This window comes from Thioclava sp. SK-1, from assembly GCF_001705665.1.
Lineage (GTDB): Bacteria > Pseudomonadota > Alphaproteobacteria > Rhodobacterales > Rhodobacteraceae > Thioclava.
This window is the reverse complement of record NZ_MDHA01000058.1, coordinates 45,042-61,682: the sequence shown is the minus strand read 5'-3', so window position 1 is coordinate 61,682 and position 16,641 is coordinate 45,042. Positions and strand designations below refer to the sequence as shown.

General features: G+C 56.4%; 14 protein-coding genes. 7 read left to right on the top strand and 7 right to left on the bottom strand.

The features are described 5' to 3' along the window. Window positions 1–116: 116 nt before the first annotated feature. Genes BFP70_RS14210 through BFP70_RS14200 form a run of 3 tightly spaced genes read left to right on the top strand, consistent with a single transcriptional unit; the run spans window position 117 to window position 2,520 of the window. Entirely contained in the window at window positions 117–1,331 is a 1,215-nt protein-coding gene (locus BFP70_RS14210; RefSeq protein ID WP_066012309.1) for an RSP_2647 family RNA methyltransferase, read from the top strand. Beyond that, on the top strand, window positions 1,331–1,870 hold the full coding sequence (locus BFP70_RS14205; protein WP_066012308.1) for an RSP_2648 family PIN domain-containing protein: 540 nt from the start codon (window positions 1,331–1,333) through the stop codon (window positions 1,868–1,870). The genes BFP70_RS14210 and BFP70_RS14205 overlap by 1 nt, the downstream gene beginning before the upstream one ends. Next, complete coding sequence (locus tag BFP70_RS14200; RefSeq protein ID WP_255356720.1) at window positions 1,867–2,520, top strand: trimeric intracellular cation channel family protein; 654 nt, start codon at window positions 1,867–1,869, stop codon at window positions 2,518–2,520. Before BFP70_RS14205 ends, BFP70_RS14200 begins: the two co-directional genes overlap by 4 nt. A 103-nt stretch (window positions 2,521–2,623) precedes the next feature. Here BFP70_RS14200 and pgi read toward each other — a convergent pair whose 3' ends face one another. From pgi to BFP70_RS14175, 5 genes are all read right to left on the bottom strand, one after another. After that, window positions 2,624–4,234: a glucose-6-phosphate isomerase gene (gene pgi, locus BFP70_RS14195; RefSeq protein WP_369820212.1), complete on the bottom strand. Its 1,611-nt coding sequence runs from the start codon at window positions 4,232–4,234 to the stop codon at window positions 2,624–2,626. 66 nt (window positions 4,235–4,300) lie between these two features. Then, window positions 4,301–4,972, bottom strand: coding sequence for a 6-phosphogluconolactonase (gene pgl / locus BFP70_RS14190; RefSeq protein ID WP_066012305.1), 672 nt, complete (start codon window positions 4,970–4,972; stop codon window positions 4,301–4,303). Continuing rightward, entirely contained in the window at window positions 4,972–6,450 is a 1,479-nt protein-coding gene (gene zwf, locus BFP70_RS14185; RefSeq protein WP_066012304.1) for a glucose-6-phosphate dehydrogenase, read from the bottom strand. The genes pgl and zwf overlap by 1 nt, the downstream gene beginning before the upstream one ends. Before the next feature lie 105 nt (window positions 6,451–6,555). Next, the gene (locus BFP70_RS14180; protein ID WP_066012303.1) at window positions 6,556–7,056 is read right to left on the bottom strand and encodes a DUF2478 domain-containing protein; all 501 of its coding nucleotides are present in this window, start codon (window positions 7,054–7,056) and stop codon (window positions 6,556–6,558) included. After that, entirely contained in the window at window positions 7,053–8,261 is a 1,209-nt protein-coding gene (locus BFP70_RS14175; RefSeq protein WP_141693213.1) for an MFS transporter, read from the bottom strand. The genes BFP70_RS14180 and BFP70_RS14175 overlap by 4 nt, the downstream gene beginning before the upstream one ends. Window positions 8,262–8,355: 94 nt before the next feature. On the opposite strand from BFP70_RS14175, the gene BFP70_RS14170 reads away from it, so the two are divergent. The 3 genes from BFP70_RS14170 to BFP70_RS14155 all read left to right on the top strand — a co-directional run bounded on the left by BFP70_RS14170 (window position 8,356) and on the right by BFP70_RS14155 (window position 10,842). After that, on the top strand, window positions 8,356–9,054 hold the full coding sequence (locus tag BFP70_RS14170) for a DNA-3-methyladenine glycosylase (RefSeq protein ID WP_369820210.1): 699 nt from the start codon (window positions 8,356–8,358) through the stop codon (window positions 9,052–9,054). Next, on the top strand, window positions 9,051–9,713 hold the full coding sequence (locus BFP70_RS14165; protein WP_066012302.1) for an alpha/beta hydrolase: 663 nt from the start codon (window positions 9,051–9,053) through the stop codon (window positions 9,711–9,713). The genes BFP70_RS14170 and BFP70_RS14165 overlap by 4 nt, the downstream gene beginning before the upstream one ends. Before the next feature lie 562 nt (window positions 9,714–10,275). Continuing rightward, a complete protein-coding gene (locus tag BFP70_RS14155) occupies window positions 10,276–10,842 on the top strand; it encodes an HNH endonuclease (RefSeq protein ID WP_066012300.1) in 567 nt (188 codons plus the stop codon). Window positions 10,843–10,940: 98 nt separating this feature from the next. Here the strand turns inward: BFP70_RS14155 and BFP70_RS14150 are convergent, their stop codons facing one another. After that, entirely contained in the window at window positions 10,941–14,048 is a 3,108-nt protein-coding gene (locus BFP70_RS14150) for an efflux RND transporter permease subunit (RefSeq protein WP_066012299.1), read from the bottom strand. A 6-nt stretch (window positions 14,049–14,054) separates the two neighbouring features. Further along, window positions 14,055–15,293 (bottom strand): efflux RND transporter periplasmic adaptor subunit, encoded by a 1,239-nt coding sequence (locus BFP70_RS14145; protein ID WP_255356719.1) that lies wholly within the window; start codon window positions 15,291–15,293, stop codon window positions 14,055–14,057. A 444-nt stretch (window positions 15,294–15,737) separates the two neighbouring features. Here BFP70_RS14145 and BFP70_RS14140 point away from each other — a divergent pair, with 444 nt between their 5' ends. Next, window positions 15,738–16,637, top strand: coding sequence for a siderophore ABC transporter substrate-binding protein (locus BFP70_RS14140; protein ID WP_083217523.1), 900 nt, complete (start codon window positions 15,738–15,740; stop codon window positions 16,635–16,637). The last annotated feature ends 4 nt before the right edge of the window (window positions 16,638–16,641 follow it).

Genomic DNA, 16,641 nt, shown 5'->3' with positions numbered 1-16,641 from the left:
CAACTCACGCCTACGATACAATTACTTGGCTTTTGATGTGATCTTGTCCAGTCGCACCGCTTTTATTGCGCGCCATCTGGCTGTAAGTGGGAAGAAACGCGAAAAGGATGTGCGCCATGACCACCCAAGCCGAAGACCACAGCTCTGACCGTCCCGTTGTGCGCTTGCGTCCCAAGGGGGAGGCCCGGGCGATCCGCCACGGTTTCCCTTGGGTTTATGCCGATGAGTTGGTGATTGACCGCCGTACCAAAGCTATGGCGCCGGGCACCTTTGCCACGCTGGAGGATGCAGAGCGCCGGCCATTGGCAACGGTGACAGTGAATCCATTGTCGAAAATCATCTGCCGGGTGATGGACAGGGACGCCACCGCGCAGATCGACCGTGCGTGGTTGGTGGGCAAATTGTCACATGCGCTGGCGCTGCGCGAACGTTTGTTTGATCAGCCCTTCTATCGCCTGATCCATGCAGAGTCTGACGGGCTGCCCGGCACGATCATTGACCGTTTCGGGGATGTGGCCGTCATACAGCCTAACGCGGCTTGGGCGGATGCGATGGTCGATGATATGACCTCTGCCTTGGCCGAGGTGACTGGCGTGACGACGATTGTTAAAAACGCTTCGGGTCGGGCGCGCGCACTGGAGGGCTTGGGTGATGTGATGGAGGTTTTGCTGGGCGGGATCGACGCACCTGTGCCGGTTCGGATGAATGGCGCAACATATATGGCCGATGTGATGGGCGGGCAAAAGACCGGTCTGTTCTATGATCAGCGCCCCAACCATGCGTTTGCGGCCAGCCTATCGCGCGGGGCACGGGTGTTGGATGTGTTCTCTCATGTTGGCGGATTCGGTTTGGCGGCTTTGGCCAACGGCGCGCAATCGGCATTGGCGGTGGATGGGTCGGCGGCGGCATTGGCCTTGGCAGAGCAGGGCGCGCAGGCGATGGGTGCAACGGATCGCTTTTCTACCCGTAAGGGCGACGCGTTTGCGACATTAGAGGCATTGGCCGGCGAAGGCGCTCAATTCGATGTGGTGATTTGCGATCCACCCGCATTTGCGCCGGCAAAACCTGCACTGCAAGCAGGGCTGCGGGCCTATGAACGCGTGGCACGTTTGGCCGCGCCCTTGGTTGCGCCGGGCGGGTATCTTGTGCTGTGCTCCTGTTCGCACGCGGCGGATCTGGGTCAGTTCCGGGCGTCATCGACGCGTGGTATCGGCAAGGCGGGGCGTGCGGCACAGCTGTTGCACACCGGATTTGCCGGGGCCGATCATCCGATGTTGCCGCAGCTGGCAGAAACCGGATATTTGAAATCCTTGGCTTTCCGGTTGGATTGATGAAACTCTGTCTTGATGCCTGTGTCTTGTATCCCACAATTTTACGCGAAATCTTGATTGGTTGCGCGCAGGCGGGGATGTTTCAGCCGATTTGGTCGGAACGTCTACTTGAAGAATGGGCGCGCGCTGCGGCACGTCGCAACCCTACAGATGAGGTCATTGCACGCGGAGAAATTGCGCTACTGACGGCGCGGTTTCCAGCGGCGATGGTGCAACGACACACCGGATTAGAGACGCGGCTTCATCTGCCAGATGAGAATGACATCCATGTTCTGGCCTGTGCCATTGCCGGCGGGGCTGAAGCCATCGTTACAATGAATGCCAAGGATTTTCCGCGGGGCGTTTTGGCAAGCGAAGGGCTGGAACGGCGCGACCCGGACGGGCTGCTGTGGCAATTTGCCAGTGACGATCGCGAAACCGTGGCAACGATCGTAGAGGATATCCGCGCCACGGCAGAGCGACTGTCCGGCGTGTCACAACCGCTGCGTGCTTTGCTGAAACGCGCGCGCCTGCCGCGCTTGGGCAAGGCGTTGGTATGATGGAGGGGATCTTTCCGCCTGTGTTGCAAGTCTCCAGTTTGGGTTTAATTCTGGATCTGATCGGCACCTATGTTTTTGGTTTGTCGGGGGCCGTCGTTGCGGTGCGCCGCAGGTTGGATTTATTTGGTATCATGGTGCTAGCTGTTGCGGCGGCCCTGGCGGGTGGCATGATCCGCGACATGGCTTTGGGATCAACTCCGCCGGCAGCGCTGCGCGACAGCCGTTACCTGGTTGCAGCGATGCTGGCAGGTGCCACAGGTTTTTTCTTTCACCACGGGATTGAGCGTGTGTCGAAACCGGTAATGGTGCTTGATGCGCTGGGGCTGGGATTGTTTGCGATTACCGGTGCGGGCAAGGCGTTGCTCTATGGCCTATCGCCCATACCTGCAGTCATGCTGGGCGTGCTTACCGCGACAGGCGGTGGTGCGGTGCGCGATCTGTTGGTAGCGGAAATCCCGCGCGTGCTGCGCGAAGAGGTCTATGCAATGGCCGCACTTGTGGGGGCTGCAATTTATGTCGCAGGAGGGGAATGGGGTTGGCCGGGCTTTGAAACAGCTTTGATCGGTATCGCAGCCACGGTCATCTTACGTATCGTGTCTGTCTGGCGGGGCTGGTCTGCCCCACGCGCCCCCGGATCGGACAGCGCGTAAACGGGGGCGGTTGACCATCGGCGCCCCGCACAGGGCGCCGATCATTCGCATCGCTTGAGGCCACATAGTGGCCTCGCCGCTGGATCACTTTGGACCTCAGTGCTCAGCCTTGTGCTTGGCGTACCAAAGCCGCCAGACGCAGTGTGGAGCCGTCTTTGCCCATACCGCTTTCACGCCCTTCCAACACTGGTGCCAGCGCCAGCGCCAGCTCCTTGCCCAGCTCAACACCCCATTGGTCAAAGCTGTTGATGCCCAAAATCACGCCCTCTACAAACACACGATGTTCATATAGCGCGATAATGCCGCCGAATACTTCAGGGGTCAGTTTCGGGTAGATCAACGTGGTCGAAGGCCGCGCGCCGGGGAACACGCGGTGGCGTGCCTGACGGTCCAACTCTGCGCCGGTCAGCCCCTTGGCAGCCATGATCTCGGTCGCTTCGTCCAGCGAGCGCCCGCGCATCAGCGCCTCGGATTGTGCCAGACAGTTCGCCGCCAGCAAGATGTGCTGATGTGCCAGATCTGGCTCGTGACCCTCCATCGCCAACATAAATTCACACGGGATGACCCGCGTGCCCTGATGGATCAGCTGATAAAACGCATGTTGGCCATTCGTGCCAGGTTCGCCCCAGACAACAGGGCCGGAATTATACGGCAAATCCTTGCCATCCATCGACACGCGCTTGCCGTTGCTTTCCATTTCCAACTGCTGCAGATACGCGGGCAGGCGCGACAGGCGCTGATCATAGGGCAGCACGGCGCGGGTGGCATAATTGCAAAACTGTGCGTGCCACATACCGACCAATGCGTAAAGCACCGGCAGGTTTTGCGCCAAAGGCGCCTCTTTGAAATGTGCATCCATCGCGGCGGCACCATCCAAGACGCCTTTGAAATCTTCGACACCTACCGCGATCATCAAGGACAGGCCAATCGGCCCCCACATCGAATAACGGCCCCCAACCCAATCGGCAAAGCCAAAGACCCGTGCCGGATCAATGCCAAAGGCGGCGGTTTTCTCGGCCGAGGTGGACAGGGCGGCAAATTGCGCTGCCGGATCGGCCACTTTCTGCGCCATCCAGCGTTTCGCCGTTTGTGCATTGGTCATGGTTTCGATTGTGGTGAAGGTCTTAGAGGCCACAATCACCAATGTCGTTTCAGGGTTCAGACCTTTCAGCACATCGTGAATATGCGCCCCATCGACATTGGATACGAAATGGCACGCCGGTCCGTCATGATAAGGCGCCAGCGCCAGCACCGCCATTGCCGGGCCAAGGTCCGAGCCGCCAATACCGATATTGACAATATCGGTGACCTTACCGCCCTGGGCCTGATAAGTGCCGCGGCGTATATCATTGGCAAATGCGGCCATGCGATCATAGGTCTCGCGGACCTCTGGCATGACATCGGCCCCGTCGATAACGACCTTGCCGTCCAGATTACGCAGCGCTGTGTGCAATACGGCGCGGCCTTCGGTTTCATTGATTTTGGCACCGGCAAACATCGCATCGCGTTTGGCTTCTAAACCACTGTCGCGCGCCAAAGAGAGCAACATATCACGGGTTGCCGCGTCGATATTGGTTTTGGAATAGTCATAAACAAACGGGCCTGTCGACGCCGAGAAATCTTCGGCGCGGCCAGCGGTGGAAAACAGCTCCAGGATGGGACGGGATTTTACCGCTGCGGCGGTTTCCAGAAGGGCGGTCCAGGTGCTCATAATTATGTCAGTCTCCCCAGTTATGAACGGGGCCGCAAAGCGCGGCCCCAAAATCGTATCGCTTTGGGTTCATTCCGCCCAATGCACCGTGGCATTGTTCAAAACGCATCGCACCGGCGCCTGTTCGACCGGCAAAGATTGCGCCGCCTCAATCGCGGCTTTTTTCTCATTACCCGTGATCAGGATATGCGTATGCATCGCGTCTTTCAAAACGCGAGCGGTCATGGTGATGCGCGGCTCTCCTGCAGCATCGGCGCGCAATGCCATCAGCTCTGGCGCTTCGTCATCAAGGGCTGTTTTCAGCTTGTCGGCGCCCGGGAACAAAGAGGCCGTATGCATATCCGTGCCCATGCCCAGCAACAGCACCGAAATCGGCAGGTTAGGGCGCAGGTTTTCTGACAGCGCATCAAGACGTTCGTCAGGGTCGGGCGCATTGACATATAGCGGCAATAGCGTGGCGCTTGCGGCCTTGTTCACCAGCAGACGTTCGCGCAGCAACCGGGTGTTTGAGCGTTCAGATGTGGTCGGCACCCAGCGTTCATCGTTCAATACAATCACAACATTTTGCCAATCCAGTTCCAGATCGGACAAAATATCAAAAATCGGCCCCGGTGTTGTGCCACCGGGAACGGATAATGTGGCGCGGCCTTCGGTGGCCAATGTGGCGCGCAGCTGGCTAGCGATTTTATCGGCCACAGCCAACATCAACACATCGCGGTCGGGATAGGTTTTAAAATCCATTATTTCACATGCCTCCAGCGGCGACCATCACGGTGCATCAACATCAACGCATCCTCTGGGCCGGTCGTGCCGCTATCATAGGGTTTCGGTTTATCACCACGTTCTTCCCAGCCATTGATGATTGGGTCGGTCCAGGCCCATGCAGCCTCGACCTCATCCCCGCGCATAAACAGCGTCTGGTTGCCGCGGATCACATCCATGATGAGTCGTTCATAAGCGTCAGGCATATCCGCACCGCCTTCGCCCAAGGCTTCGGCGAAAGACATATCAAGCGGCACTTGCACAAGGCGCATACCACCGGGGCCGGGTTCCTTAATCATCATCTTAAGGTTCATGCCCTCATTGGGTTGCAGCCGTATGACAAGCTGGTTTGCCTTCCAGTTCACATCGGATTCTGAATCGTCAAAAATGGAATGCGGCGGTTCCTTGAAGAACACCGCGATTTCACTGGTGCGGGCGCGCAGCCGCTTACCGGTGCGCAAATAAAAGGGCGTGTTGGTCCAACGCCAATTTGCGATATTCACCTTCATCGCAATATAGGATTCCGTTTTGGAATTGGGATCTTCGCAATCTTCCAGATAGCCCGGCATCGGCTCATCATAGCCTTCGCGGTGATATCCCAAATATTGTCCACGCACGATGTCATGTGCCGGAACCGGTTGCAAGGCGCGGATAACCTTCACCTTTTCATCGCGCACCGCATCAGGGTCGAAATGATAGGGCGGTTCCATTGCGATCATGCACAACAGCTGCATCAGGTGGTTTTGAATCATGTCGCGCATCGCGCCCGACTTGTCATAATAACTGCCGCGCCCGCCAACGCCCACGGTTTCGGCCACTGTGATCTGCACATGGTCGATATATTGGCTATTCCACAATGGCTCAAACAAGATATTTGCGAACCGCAGGGCCATCAGGTTTTGAACCGTCTCTTTGCCCAGATAGTGATCAATCCGATAAATCTGACCTTCGTCGAAAAACTCTGCCAATGTGGCATTCAGCTTCTCTGCCGATGCCAAATCGCGGCCAAATGGTTTCTCCACCACGATCCGGCTTTCGCTGTCGGAAATCCCGTAGGACACAAGCCGTTCGGCAATATCGCCAAACAATGCCGGCGCGACCGAGAAATAGAAGGCCGTGATATGCGTGTTGTCGATTTTGGTTTTTAAATCATCCCAGCCATCGGTGCCACGGGCATCAACGGGCACATAATCCAGACGCGCGATAAAGTCATCGATCATCTTTGGGTCGCGCTTGTTTTCATGCACGAATTCATCGATGGATTTACGGATGTGGGCCCGAAATTCTTCGCAGCTCATGTCAGAGCGTGCCGCACCGATCAGGCGTGCTTCCATTGGCATCTGCCCTGCCTGAAAGCGCCGATACAGACCGGGGAAAATCTTGCGATTGGCAAGATCACCTGTTGCGCCAAAAATGACGAGATCGAACGGATCAACCGGGATGACGCGCGAGACCATAAGAACTCCCCTTAAACTGATAGCGCTAACACGGTCTTTTTGACCGCTGCGCCCACAAAAGTCTAGTGCCCAGCGCCACGGGGTTCAAACCCTGCGCCAAAGGTTTCAGGATTTCGCAGTAAAAAATGCTTCAATTGCCTGAAAATCATACAGTATTTCTTCATGCATGCCGCCTGAAAATTCTTCAAACGCGGCGCGATTATGGGCAGGAACCGCCAAAAGCACGGGATGACCTTGCGCCAAGGCCTGTGCGATCAGGGCGCGGGTGCCCAGACCTGCGGCCTCTTGCTTGCCAAATTTATTGACGATCACCGGCGTGCCGGGTGCCGCGCTTGCCAATGCGCGTAGGCTGCACTCCACCGCTTGCTCCAATGCCCCTGGATCAAGAGAGCATCCGCTGGCGCCGGGACCAAGCTGTTGGAAAATGGGCCAAATATCGCCGCTTGGCCACAGTTGTAAGATCAGCTTTGTGTCGGGGGCAACATCATCGGCTGCGCGCACCATTGCCACGATGGGTTGACCGCGTTTTGCGCGTGTGCGCGCCAATTCGGCCAAAAACGCATCCGTTTGACCTGTCGCGCAAGACGGTAAAATTGCCAGCTTCATACCGTATCCTTCGGGCGCATCATTAACCATATCAGCGCGGCGCCGGCCAATGTCAAAAACGGCACCATTGCCAGATTAACCGCTGCCCATCCTGCCTGTGGCGACTCTCCTGCGCAGCTCATCAATCCGCCCGATGCAAGTGAGGCCAGGAAAACGCCACTAAACACAATTACATCATTAAGCCCTTGTACGCGCCCACGCTCTTCCGGTTTATGGGCCGCCGCAAGCATGGCGGTTGCACCGATAAAGCCAAAGTTCCAGCCCAGTCCCAATAGCACCAGTGCCAGAAAGAAATTCTCTAATGCGATACCGCTGAGTGCCGCTGCACCAGCACCGGCAAGGATGCACAGGCCAAGCCCCACGATTGGCGCACGGCCGAAACGTGCGATCAGATGGCCGGTAAAAAAGGACGGAATATACATCGCCAGAACATGGGCTGAAACGATATCGGCCGCGCGCGCAGGGGCATAGCCGCATCCTACCACCGCCAGCGGCGTAGCGGTCATTACCAAATTCATCAAAGCATAGGAGACCATCGCGCAGATGATCGCGACGACGATCTTTGGGTCACGCAGCATCTGCGTGCGGGTGCGCCCCAGCGGTTTGGCGCCGGGCTGTGCCGCTGGCGGCGGTGGAATGTCCAGAAATGCGAAGAGGATCGGGCCCAGTGCGTTGATCGCGATGATCGCCAGATAGGTCCCAAGAAAGGGGATGACCATCGCCGTGGCTGTCACCTTTACCAATTGCGGCCCAATCACTGCGGAAATCAGCCCCCCCGCCAGCACGTAGGAAATCGCCTTGGGTGCAAAGTCTTTTGATACGGCATCAGTCGCGGCAAAACGGTAGAAACCTTGCGCCGACAGATAAACGCCAGTGAACAATGAGCCGGCCAAAAACAACCAGAAATTCCCGATCCACAATGCATAGGCGGCAATTGCAGCCCCCAATGCGCCTGCGCCATTGGCGGCAATGAACCCTGGCCTGCGCCCATGGCGCGCCATATAGGCCGATAACGGTTGTGCCGCAAAAACAGAGCCCAGGATGATCATCGAAATCGGCAATGTCGACAGGCATGGGTTTGGCGCAAGCGATTGTCCCGCCAAGCCGCCAACCGTAAAGATCATCGGCATCTGTGCGCCCAACATCGCCTGCGCCAATACCAGCACAATCGTGTTGCGTTTCGCGCGATCTGGCTGGGGCATCATGGTGGGGATCCTTTAACTGCCCGGCAAGGGCATGTGCCGTGCCAAATGGGTAACGGCGCACGGCGCGGGGTGCAAGCATGGATCAAACTGGGATATGTTTGGCAAAGCTGGCGGATTTGGGGGGCTTTCGCAGCTGTGCACAATCGGGCAGGGTGGCGCCATGACGGTTCAGATGATCCAAAATGAGGCAGATGTCGCACTTGGCACCGAATGGTTGTGCCGGGTGGAGCCTCGCTTTGCCAATATTTCATCACTAACGGGGCCATGGCCGCTGCGTCGGCGCGAAGACGGGTTTGACGCGTTGCGCGATGCGATTTTGGGGCAGCAGGTTTCGGTTGCGGCGGCCACGGCGATCCGTGGAAAGCTGATCGCAGCCGGGCTGGCCCAGCGCAATTCTATCGCCGCAACCACGCCGGAGGCCTTGCGCGCATGCGGTGTGTCACGACCCAAAGCGCGCTATCTTCTGGCCTTGGCGCAATCCGATGTTAATTTCTTTGCATTGCGGGATCTGCCCGATGCCGAGGTCTATGCCCAGCTGTTGCCAATTCCGGGCATTGGCCGCTGGACGGTCGAGATGTATCTGATGTTCGCCTTGGGGCGTGCAGATGTCTTTGCAGTGGATGATCTGGCCCTAGCCGAGGCTGCACGGCTGGTTTTTGATCTAAAAAACCGGCCCAGACCGCGCGAATTTTTGCAGATGGCACTGCCATGGTCGCCGTGGCGATCAGTTGCGGCGCGCGGGCTTTGGGCCTTTTATGCCTATCACAAGAAACGAGAAGGGGTGGCGCCATGACGCGCGAATTACAAACCGGACGCAAGGCGTCTGTCTCTGGTCAAACGAAATCAGTGGTGGTGTTTTTGCACGGCTATGGTGCCGATGGTAAAGACCTGTTGGGATTGGCCGATCCATTGGCGTCACATATGCCCGATACGGTGTTTCTGGCCCCTGATGCGCCCGAACCCTGTGTGGGCAACCCTTATGGACGGCAATGGTTTCCGATCCCTTGGTTGGATGGCTCATCCGAGGCTGTGGCCGCGCAGGGGCTTATGGCAGCAGCCGATGATCTGAACGCGTTTTTGGATACAGTGCTGGAACAAGAAGGCATTACGGCAGCCCAATTGGCGGTGGTTGGATTCAGCCAGGGCACTATGATGGCGCTGCAAGTGGTGCCGCGGCGCGCGGAGCCAATCGCGGCGATTGTTGGCTTTTCAGGACGGCTTTTACGGCCCGAGGCGTTGGCCGGCGAAGCTGTGTCAAAACCGCCCGTTTTGCTGTGCCACGGCGATGCTGATGATGTGGTGCCCTTTGCCGATATGGGGTTGGCGGGTGATGCGCTTGTCTCGGCGGGGTTTGAGGTATACGCCCATGTCATGAAAGGCACCGCCCATGGCATTGCCCCAGATGGCCTGTCCGCAGCGCTAGGTTTTTTGGTGCAAAACCTTCCCAAGTAACCGTGGCCTTGGACTGTCATCACCGTGTTAAAAATCGTCCCTAAGATCGGGCCACTTGCCGTGAAGATCTGGTAAATTGATGGGCTTGTCAGATTGCAGACACGGGATATAGTGACAGACAGGCCAAGGGCTTGACGTAACCATTTGGCAGGGGCGGGCATGCCGGCCCATGCCACCACAGATGACCTGAGTTAGGCGATGATAAAGCCATGATGCAGCGATATGGTGACATTCACGAAGGCAAGACACAGCGTCCTGGGGCGAGTGTTCAACGTGATCTGCGCCACCTGTCTGCGCGCCTGATGATCCCCAGTAGCATGGGCCTGCGCGCCCAAGATATGCGGCGGGCATACAGCCGTAGCAGTCTAAGGATACGGCGCGGTCAGATGCATCTGATCTATATCTGCCTTCAAACCAGTCTGACTAAAGCGCGTGATCTTCACGCGCTTTTATTTTTGGCAAAGCCCTGCGCCTGCAGCTGCACAAAAACTCGCACGCTCCCCATGACATATTCATATTTTTCCACATGTTACGACCAGACTGATGGTCAGGAGGCCTTTCGATGAACGCCCCAGTCCACTCCCTTCGCACATTGATTTTAAACGCGGATATGCAACCGCTTAGCTATGCGCCGCTTTCGGTATGCAGCTGGCAGCAGGCGCTTGTCTCTGTGTTCCAAGATCGCGTCATTCAGGTCAAAGCCTATGACGATGTGTATATCCATTCCGCCTCACGCGATTACGAGGTGCCGGCCGTTATCGCATTGAAAAAATATCGGCAGCGCAAACATGTCGCCTTTACCCGGTATAACGTATTTTTACGCGATAAATTCCAATGTCAGTATTGTGGAAAACGGCTGCCTGCGAAGGATCTGACCTTTGACCATGTGGTGCCGCGGTGCAAAGGCGGGCGTTCGGAGTGGACCAATATCGTCAGCTGCTGCGGGCCAGACAATCTGCGTAAGGGCAGTAAGACACCTGCGCAGGCCGGGTTGAAATTGCTGCGTAAACCTTATGCGCCGACCGGGTATCAATTGGACCGCGCGGCACAAGGCCTGCCAGGTTCGGAGAATGAGCTGCATCAGACCTGGATGGATTTTCTGTATTGGGATGCGGAATTGCGCGAATGATCGGATGCGCCGTTTGGCGTCCGTGATCTGATATTGGCCAGCCCAGTTAAAACGCCCGCGTCCAATTGGATCGCGGGCGTTTTGGAATCGTATCTGCCTTAGGCTTTTTGTTGCCGGGCTTTTTTATCGGTCAGTTTGCGCACCACCACATAAAAGCTGGGCACCATGAAGACGCCGATGAATGTGGCCGCGAACATGCCCCCCAACACACCGATACCAATGGCATTTTGCGCTGCTGCACCGGCGCCTGTGGCGCGTGCCAGCGGCACCACCCCCAAAATAAAGGCCAGCGATGTCATCAAGATTGGCCGCAGACGCATCTTGGCGGATTCTACGGTGGCCTCGATCAATTTCTTGCCCTCCGCCTCCAGATCCTTGGCGAATTCCACAATCAAGATCGCATTTTTTGCCGCCAGACCAATGGTCGTCAAAAGCCCAACCTTGAAATACACGTCATTGGATTGTCCAAAGGCCCATGCCGCACATAGGGCGCCCAAAACCCCTACCGGCACCGCCAACATCACCGAAAACGGAATCGACCAGCTTTCATACAAGGCCGCCAGAAACAAGAACACGACCAGAACGGAAAGCGCATACAAGAAAGGCGCCTGATCACCTGATTGCCGTTCTTGATAGCTCATCCCGGTCCAGGCCGATCCATATCCACCATCCATATCTGCAACCAGTTGCTCCATCACATCCATCGCCTCACCTGAGGAATAGCCATCCGCAGCCGAACCCTGAACCTCAATCGCCTGTGTGCCGCCATAGCGGGTCAGTGCCGGGGCAACCGATTCCCATGATGTGGTCATAAAGGCCGAGAAGGGCACCATATCCCCATCGGCATTGCGGGCATACCATTTGCCAATGTCCTCTGGCTGCATCCGCCATTGCGCCTCGCCTTGTACGATCACCGGGTTCAAATTGCCGTTCATGTCGAAATCATTGACGTCAGACGAGGCAAAAATGACCGATAGAAGCGAATTCACTTCGGACAATGTCAGGCCAAAGCTTTCGGCTTTTTGCTGATCAATATTGACGCGCAGCGCGGCCTCGTCTTCGTTGTTGCTGACGCGAACCGCCGTGGCAGCATCATTTTGATTGGCGCTTGCGACCAGCTCATTGGCGGCGGCACGCAACGCATCAGTGCCGTTATTGCCCTGATCCACCAGATACATCGAAAAGCCAGAGGTATTTCCCATCCCCTGAATAGCCGGTGGCTGCATGAAGATGATCTGCCCCGCACGCGAGGCACCAAATTTGGCCATGGCCCGGCCTACCAAAGCGCCAGCGGCTTGATCACTATCTTCACGGTTGTCGAAATCTTGCAGCTGTGCAAACAGCATTGCGGCGTTTTGCCCGCTGCCGCCAAAGGAGAACCCCAAGACGCCAAAGGTCGATTTCACCGTGTCGCTTTCTTCATTCAGCAAATACTCTTCGACATCGGCGACAACATCACGTGTCTGCGCCTGTGTCGCGCCTTCTTGCAATGTCACCATGATCATGATCGAGCCCTGGTCCTCGGTCGGTAAGAAAGAGGCCGGGATCTGTTTGTAGACAAAACCGGCACCAACCCCGATGGCCAAAAGCGCGCCGATCACCAGCACCGGCACTTTCAACAGTTTGGACACCACGGCACCATAGCCATTGGTCATCCGTTCAAAATTGCGGTTGAACCATCGTGCGGGGGGGAATTTTGTTTCGCCCTCGCCGGATTTAAGCATGGTCGCACACAGCGCGGGGGTCAAGATAATGGCCACCGCTGCCGACAAGATCATCGCAGTGATGATCGTCACCGAAAACTGCCGGTAGATCACACCGGTCGAGCCGCCGAAAAACGCCATTGGCAAGAACACGGCAGACAGGACAAGTGCGATACCGATCAAGGCGCCATAGATCTGGCCCATGGATTTTTCGGTCGCGGCCACCGGGTCCAGCCCGTCTTCTTCCATTACGCGTTCAACGTTTTCCACCACGACAATCGCGTCATCGACCAACAGACCAATCGCCAATACCATCGCGAACATTGTCAATGTGTTGATCGAATAGCCAAACAGCATCAACACGCCAAAGGTGCCCAGTAAAACCACAGGCACCGCAATGATCGGGATCAGCGTCGCGCGCCATTTTTGCAAGAACACCAGAATAACGATCAGCACCAATGCGATAGCTTCCAGCAGCGTGTGTTCGACCTTTTCAATTGATAGCTCGACGAAGGGAGAGGTGTCATAAGCGTATGCGACCTCAACACCGGCGGGCAGTGATGGCGCGATCTCGTCCATCTTGGCGCGGACCAAAGCCGCCGTATCGACGGCATTGGCACCCGTGGCAAGGTTTACACCAAAGCCCGCCGCATTCGCTCCGTCATAGCGTGATAACGTGCCGTAATTCTCCTGCCCGATTTCAACGCGCGCCACATCGCCCAGATAGACGGCTGCGCCATCCGCATCGGTTTTCAGCAAGATATTCTCAAATTCTTCGACCGTGCTAAGCTGGCTTTGGGCGGTGATCGTCGCGGTGAATGTCTGCCCCTTGACCGAGGGTTGATCCCCCAAAGAGCCCACAGACACATTGGTGTTTTGCGCTTGCACCGCGCTGGTCACATCTGCGGCGGTCAGGCTGTATTGCGCCAAAGACAACGGATCCAACCATATCCGCATCGCATAGCCAGAGCCAAAGGAATTGATCGAACCAACCCCTTCAAGCCGCTGAATTGGTCCCTCAATTTGGTTTGATACGATATCGCCCAATTCGACCTGGCTGTAGCGGTTGTCGGTCGAGACCAGCGCCGCGACCAGCAAGATCGACGAGGAGGAGCGTGAAACGGTCACCCCTTGTTGTGTCACACTATCGGGCAATTGGCTTTCGACTCGGCTGATTTTGTTTTGCACATCATTTTGCGCGTCAATTGGATCAACAGATTCGTCAAAGGTCAGCGTGATCGATGATGACCCTTGCGAGCTGGAGGAGACCATATACAACAGCCCATCCAACCCAGTCAGAGAATCTTCCAGCGTTTCCGTTACAGAGGATTGCACGGCCTCTGCCGTGGCGCCGTTATAGGTGGCCGAAATGCGCACCGTTGTGGGCGCGATTTCGGGATATTGCGCCACCGGCAAAAGGGTGATGGAAAACGCCCCGGCCAGCATCGTAACGATGGCCAGAACCCACGCGAAAACGGGGCGATGAATGAAAAAATTGACCATTTCGGATTACTCGCTCCCCGCCGCGGGGGCATCTGTCGCGCCATCAGCTGCGGTATCTCCGTCCACATCATGCACGACGCCGTCCGCATCAATGGTGACAGCCACCGTGGTAATCGCGGCCCCATCTTGCAGCGTTTTCAACCCGTCGACGATCAGCAAATCACCCTGTTCGATTCCGGAGGTCACAACCCAGGCATTGTCATAACTGCCTGATGTGGTGATTGGGGTTTTTTGCGCAGTGCCATCCTTGGCAATGAAGGCCGAAAGCGTGCCATCTGCGGAACGCTGCGTTGCATTTTGTGGCACCAAAACAGCGGTTTTCGTGCCCAATGTCAGGCTTGCGCGCAAAAATTGTCCGGGCAGGATTTTTCCGTCGGGATTGTCAAATTCAATCCGAAAATCCACCGTGCCAGTGGTATCGGACACAACGGCCGAAGGGCTGATCATCCGACCGGAACCGGAGTATTGTTCGCCCGTTTCCAATGTCAGGCTGACGCCGACCTGATCAGCCAAGGTCAATTCGCCACTGGCCACCCAATTGCGGTGACGCTGCATTTGTGCAGAGGATTCTGACACATCGACATAGATCGGATCCAACCGGGTGACGGTGGTCAAAATGTCGGTCTGATTGGCGGTGACAAGCGTCCCGACGGACACTTCGGGTACCTCGACCACGCCATCAATCGGGCTGACGATAGAGGTGCGGTCCAAGTTCAACTGTGCGGTTTGCAATGCGGCTTCGGCCGATTTTAACGTCGCTTTTGACGATGCCAGCGTGGCCGCAGCGGTTTCAAGATCGGATTTCGTGACGCCGATCCCCTCAATTTGACTATAGCGGTCATAAGCGGATTGTGCGGTCTGAACTGAGGCCTGCGCCGAAGATACATCGGCCTCTGCCGCAGCCAGCTCGGCCTCATATGTATCTGGCTCAATTTTAAACAGCACATCGCCTTTCTTGGCGGGCTGGCCATAGGCATATGGGATAGCGGTCACCATGCCCTCTACGCGGGGGCGGATATCGGCCTGCTCATAGGCGATGGCGCGGCCCGGCAGCGTGATGGAATAGGGGACATCTTCGGGCGTCATTGTAATTACGCCCACCTTGGATGGGCCTTGTGCAGCTTGTTGCTGTGCAACTGCGCCACCCGCCATAACGCCAAACGCAATCGCATAGATCGTATGACGAGGGGCAGCGCAAAGCACCGGCAAAAGTTGGCGAAATGTCGGTTTGAAGGTCTCTTGCACTTATCCTGTCTCACTCGTTTAGGGGCGCGGCAGTTAGCCCGTGTTTTGCAATTGCAGCATTCACAATATCATACGACAAATACCGGTTAGTCCGGCGAAACATTTCATAGTTTTGCTTATTCAATCTTTACTGAATGATATGCGTCAGACGCATATCTGCCAACAGATAGGTGAAGTTAACGGCAATCGGCAGTAAGACATGCGCTGCATCCACTGTGAACCAAAACACGCCTTATGCTGATATACGCAGGGTTTTACGGGTTCACCCCTTCAATTACACTCACATCTGCGAGAGCGTGGCGGGGTAGGTGTCAAAGGTGATAAAAACTGTAAGATATGCGCTGGACGCGCAGGACGCTTCGTTTTAAATCCTGTCTATTACCTAGTACATGCAGTCAATTCTGTTGCCACTGCCGTGCCGCCACCAAAATATTGGAGAGATATATGCGTATCACCGCCGCCGTTCTTGCCCTTGCAGCATCTGTTGCCCCGATCGCGACATGGGCACAGGAAGTAACAATTGAAACCGCGCGCGGCCCAGTCACGCTAGAAGCCAATCCTGAAAGCGTTGCGGTCTATGATATGGCTGCGATGGATACTCTGGATGCGTTGGGGGTTGTGCCAACGGGGCGCATCGACAATCTGCGTCTGAAGCGGTTGGAACATCTGGACAGCGCCACGCCGGTTGGAACAATCTTTGAACCCGATCTGGAAAAGCTGGCCGGTCTGAACCCGGATTTAACAATCGTCGGCGGGCGCTCCGCACCGAAGCTACAAGATGTGGCGCAATTGTCGAACGCGATTGATATGACCATCGGTGAAGACATCATTGGGGATTCGCGCAAACGCCTGGCGGCCTATGGCACGATCTTCGGTTTGGAAAATAAGGCCGCACAGATGGATGCCGCCTTGCAAGCTAAGCTGGATAAGGTGCAGGCCGAAGCCAAGAACCAAGGCACTGCGCTGGTGGTTTTGACCAATGGACCGAAAATTTCGGCCTATGGCGTTGGGTCGCGCTTTGGCTGGATCCATAACGCCGTGGGCCTGCCACAGGCTGCACAGGGGCTGGCCGTGGACCCACATGGCAATGCAATCAGCTTTGAATTCATTGCAGAGCATAACCCGGATTGGCTGTTCGTGATTGATCGCGGAGCCGCAATCGGCGCAGAAGGTGAATCCGCAAAAGATACATTGGACAACCCGCTTGTGGCGCAAACCAATGCCGCCAAGAACGGTCATATCCTTTATCTGAACGCGGCAGATGCCTATATTGCTGGTGGCGGCTATCAGGCGATGATGGAAATGCTGGATCAGGTCGACGCGGCTTTCGGCGCAGATAGCTGATCCA

Coding starts and splice junctions, on each gene's coding strand:
- BFP70_RS14210 (WP_066012309.1), top strand. CDS start 117: ATGACCACCCAAGCCGAAGACCACAGCTCTGACCGTCCCGTTGTGCGC.
- BFP70_RS14205 (WP_066012308.1), top strand. CDS start 1,331: ATGAAACTCTGTCTTGATGCCTGTGTCTTGTATCCCACAATTTTACGC.
- BFP70_RS14200 (WP_255356720.1), top strand. CDS start 1,867: ATGATGGAGGGGATCTTTCCGCCTGTGTTGCAAGTCTCCAGTTTGGGT.
- pgl (WP_066012305.1), bottom strand. CDS start 4,972: ATGGATTTTAAAACCTATCCCGACCGCGATGTGTTGATGTTGGCTGTG.
- zwf (WP_066012304.1), bottom strand. CDS start 6,450: ATGGTCTCGCGCGTCATCCCGGTTGATCCGTTCGATCTCGTCATTTTT.
- BFP70_RS14180 (WP_066012303.1), bottom strand. CDS start 7,056: ATGAAGCTGGCAATTTTACCGTCTTGCGCGACAGGTCAAACGGATGCG.
- BFP70_RS14175 (WP_141693213.1), bottom strand. CDS start 8,261: ATGATGCCCCAGCCAGATCGCGCGAAACGCAACACGATTGTGCTGGTA.
- BFP70_RS14170 (WP_369820210.1), top strand. CDS start 8,356: ATGTTTGGCAAAGCTGGCGGATTTGGGGGGCTTTCGCAGCTGTGCACA.
- BFP70_RS14165 (WP_066012302.1), top strand. CDS start 9,051: ATGACGCGCGAATTACAAACCGGACGCAAGGCGTCTGTCTCTGGTCAA.
- BFP70_RS14155 (WP_066012300.1), top strand. CDS start 10,276: ATGAACGCCCCAGTCCACTCCCTTCGCACATTGATTTTAAACGCGGAT.
- BFP70_RS14150 (WP_066012299.1), bottom strand. CDS start 14,048: ATGGTCAATTTTTTCATTCATCGCCCCGTTTTCGCGTGGGTTCTGGCC.
- BFP70_RS14140 (WP_083217523.1), top strand. CDS start 15,738: ATGCGTATCACCGCCGCCGTTCTTGCCCTTGCAGCATCTGTTGCCCCG.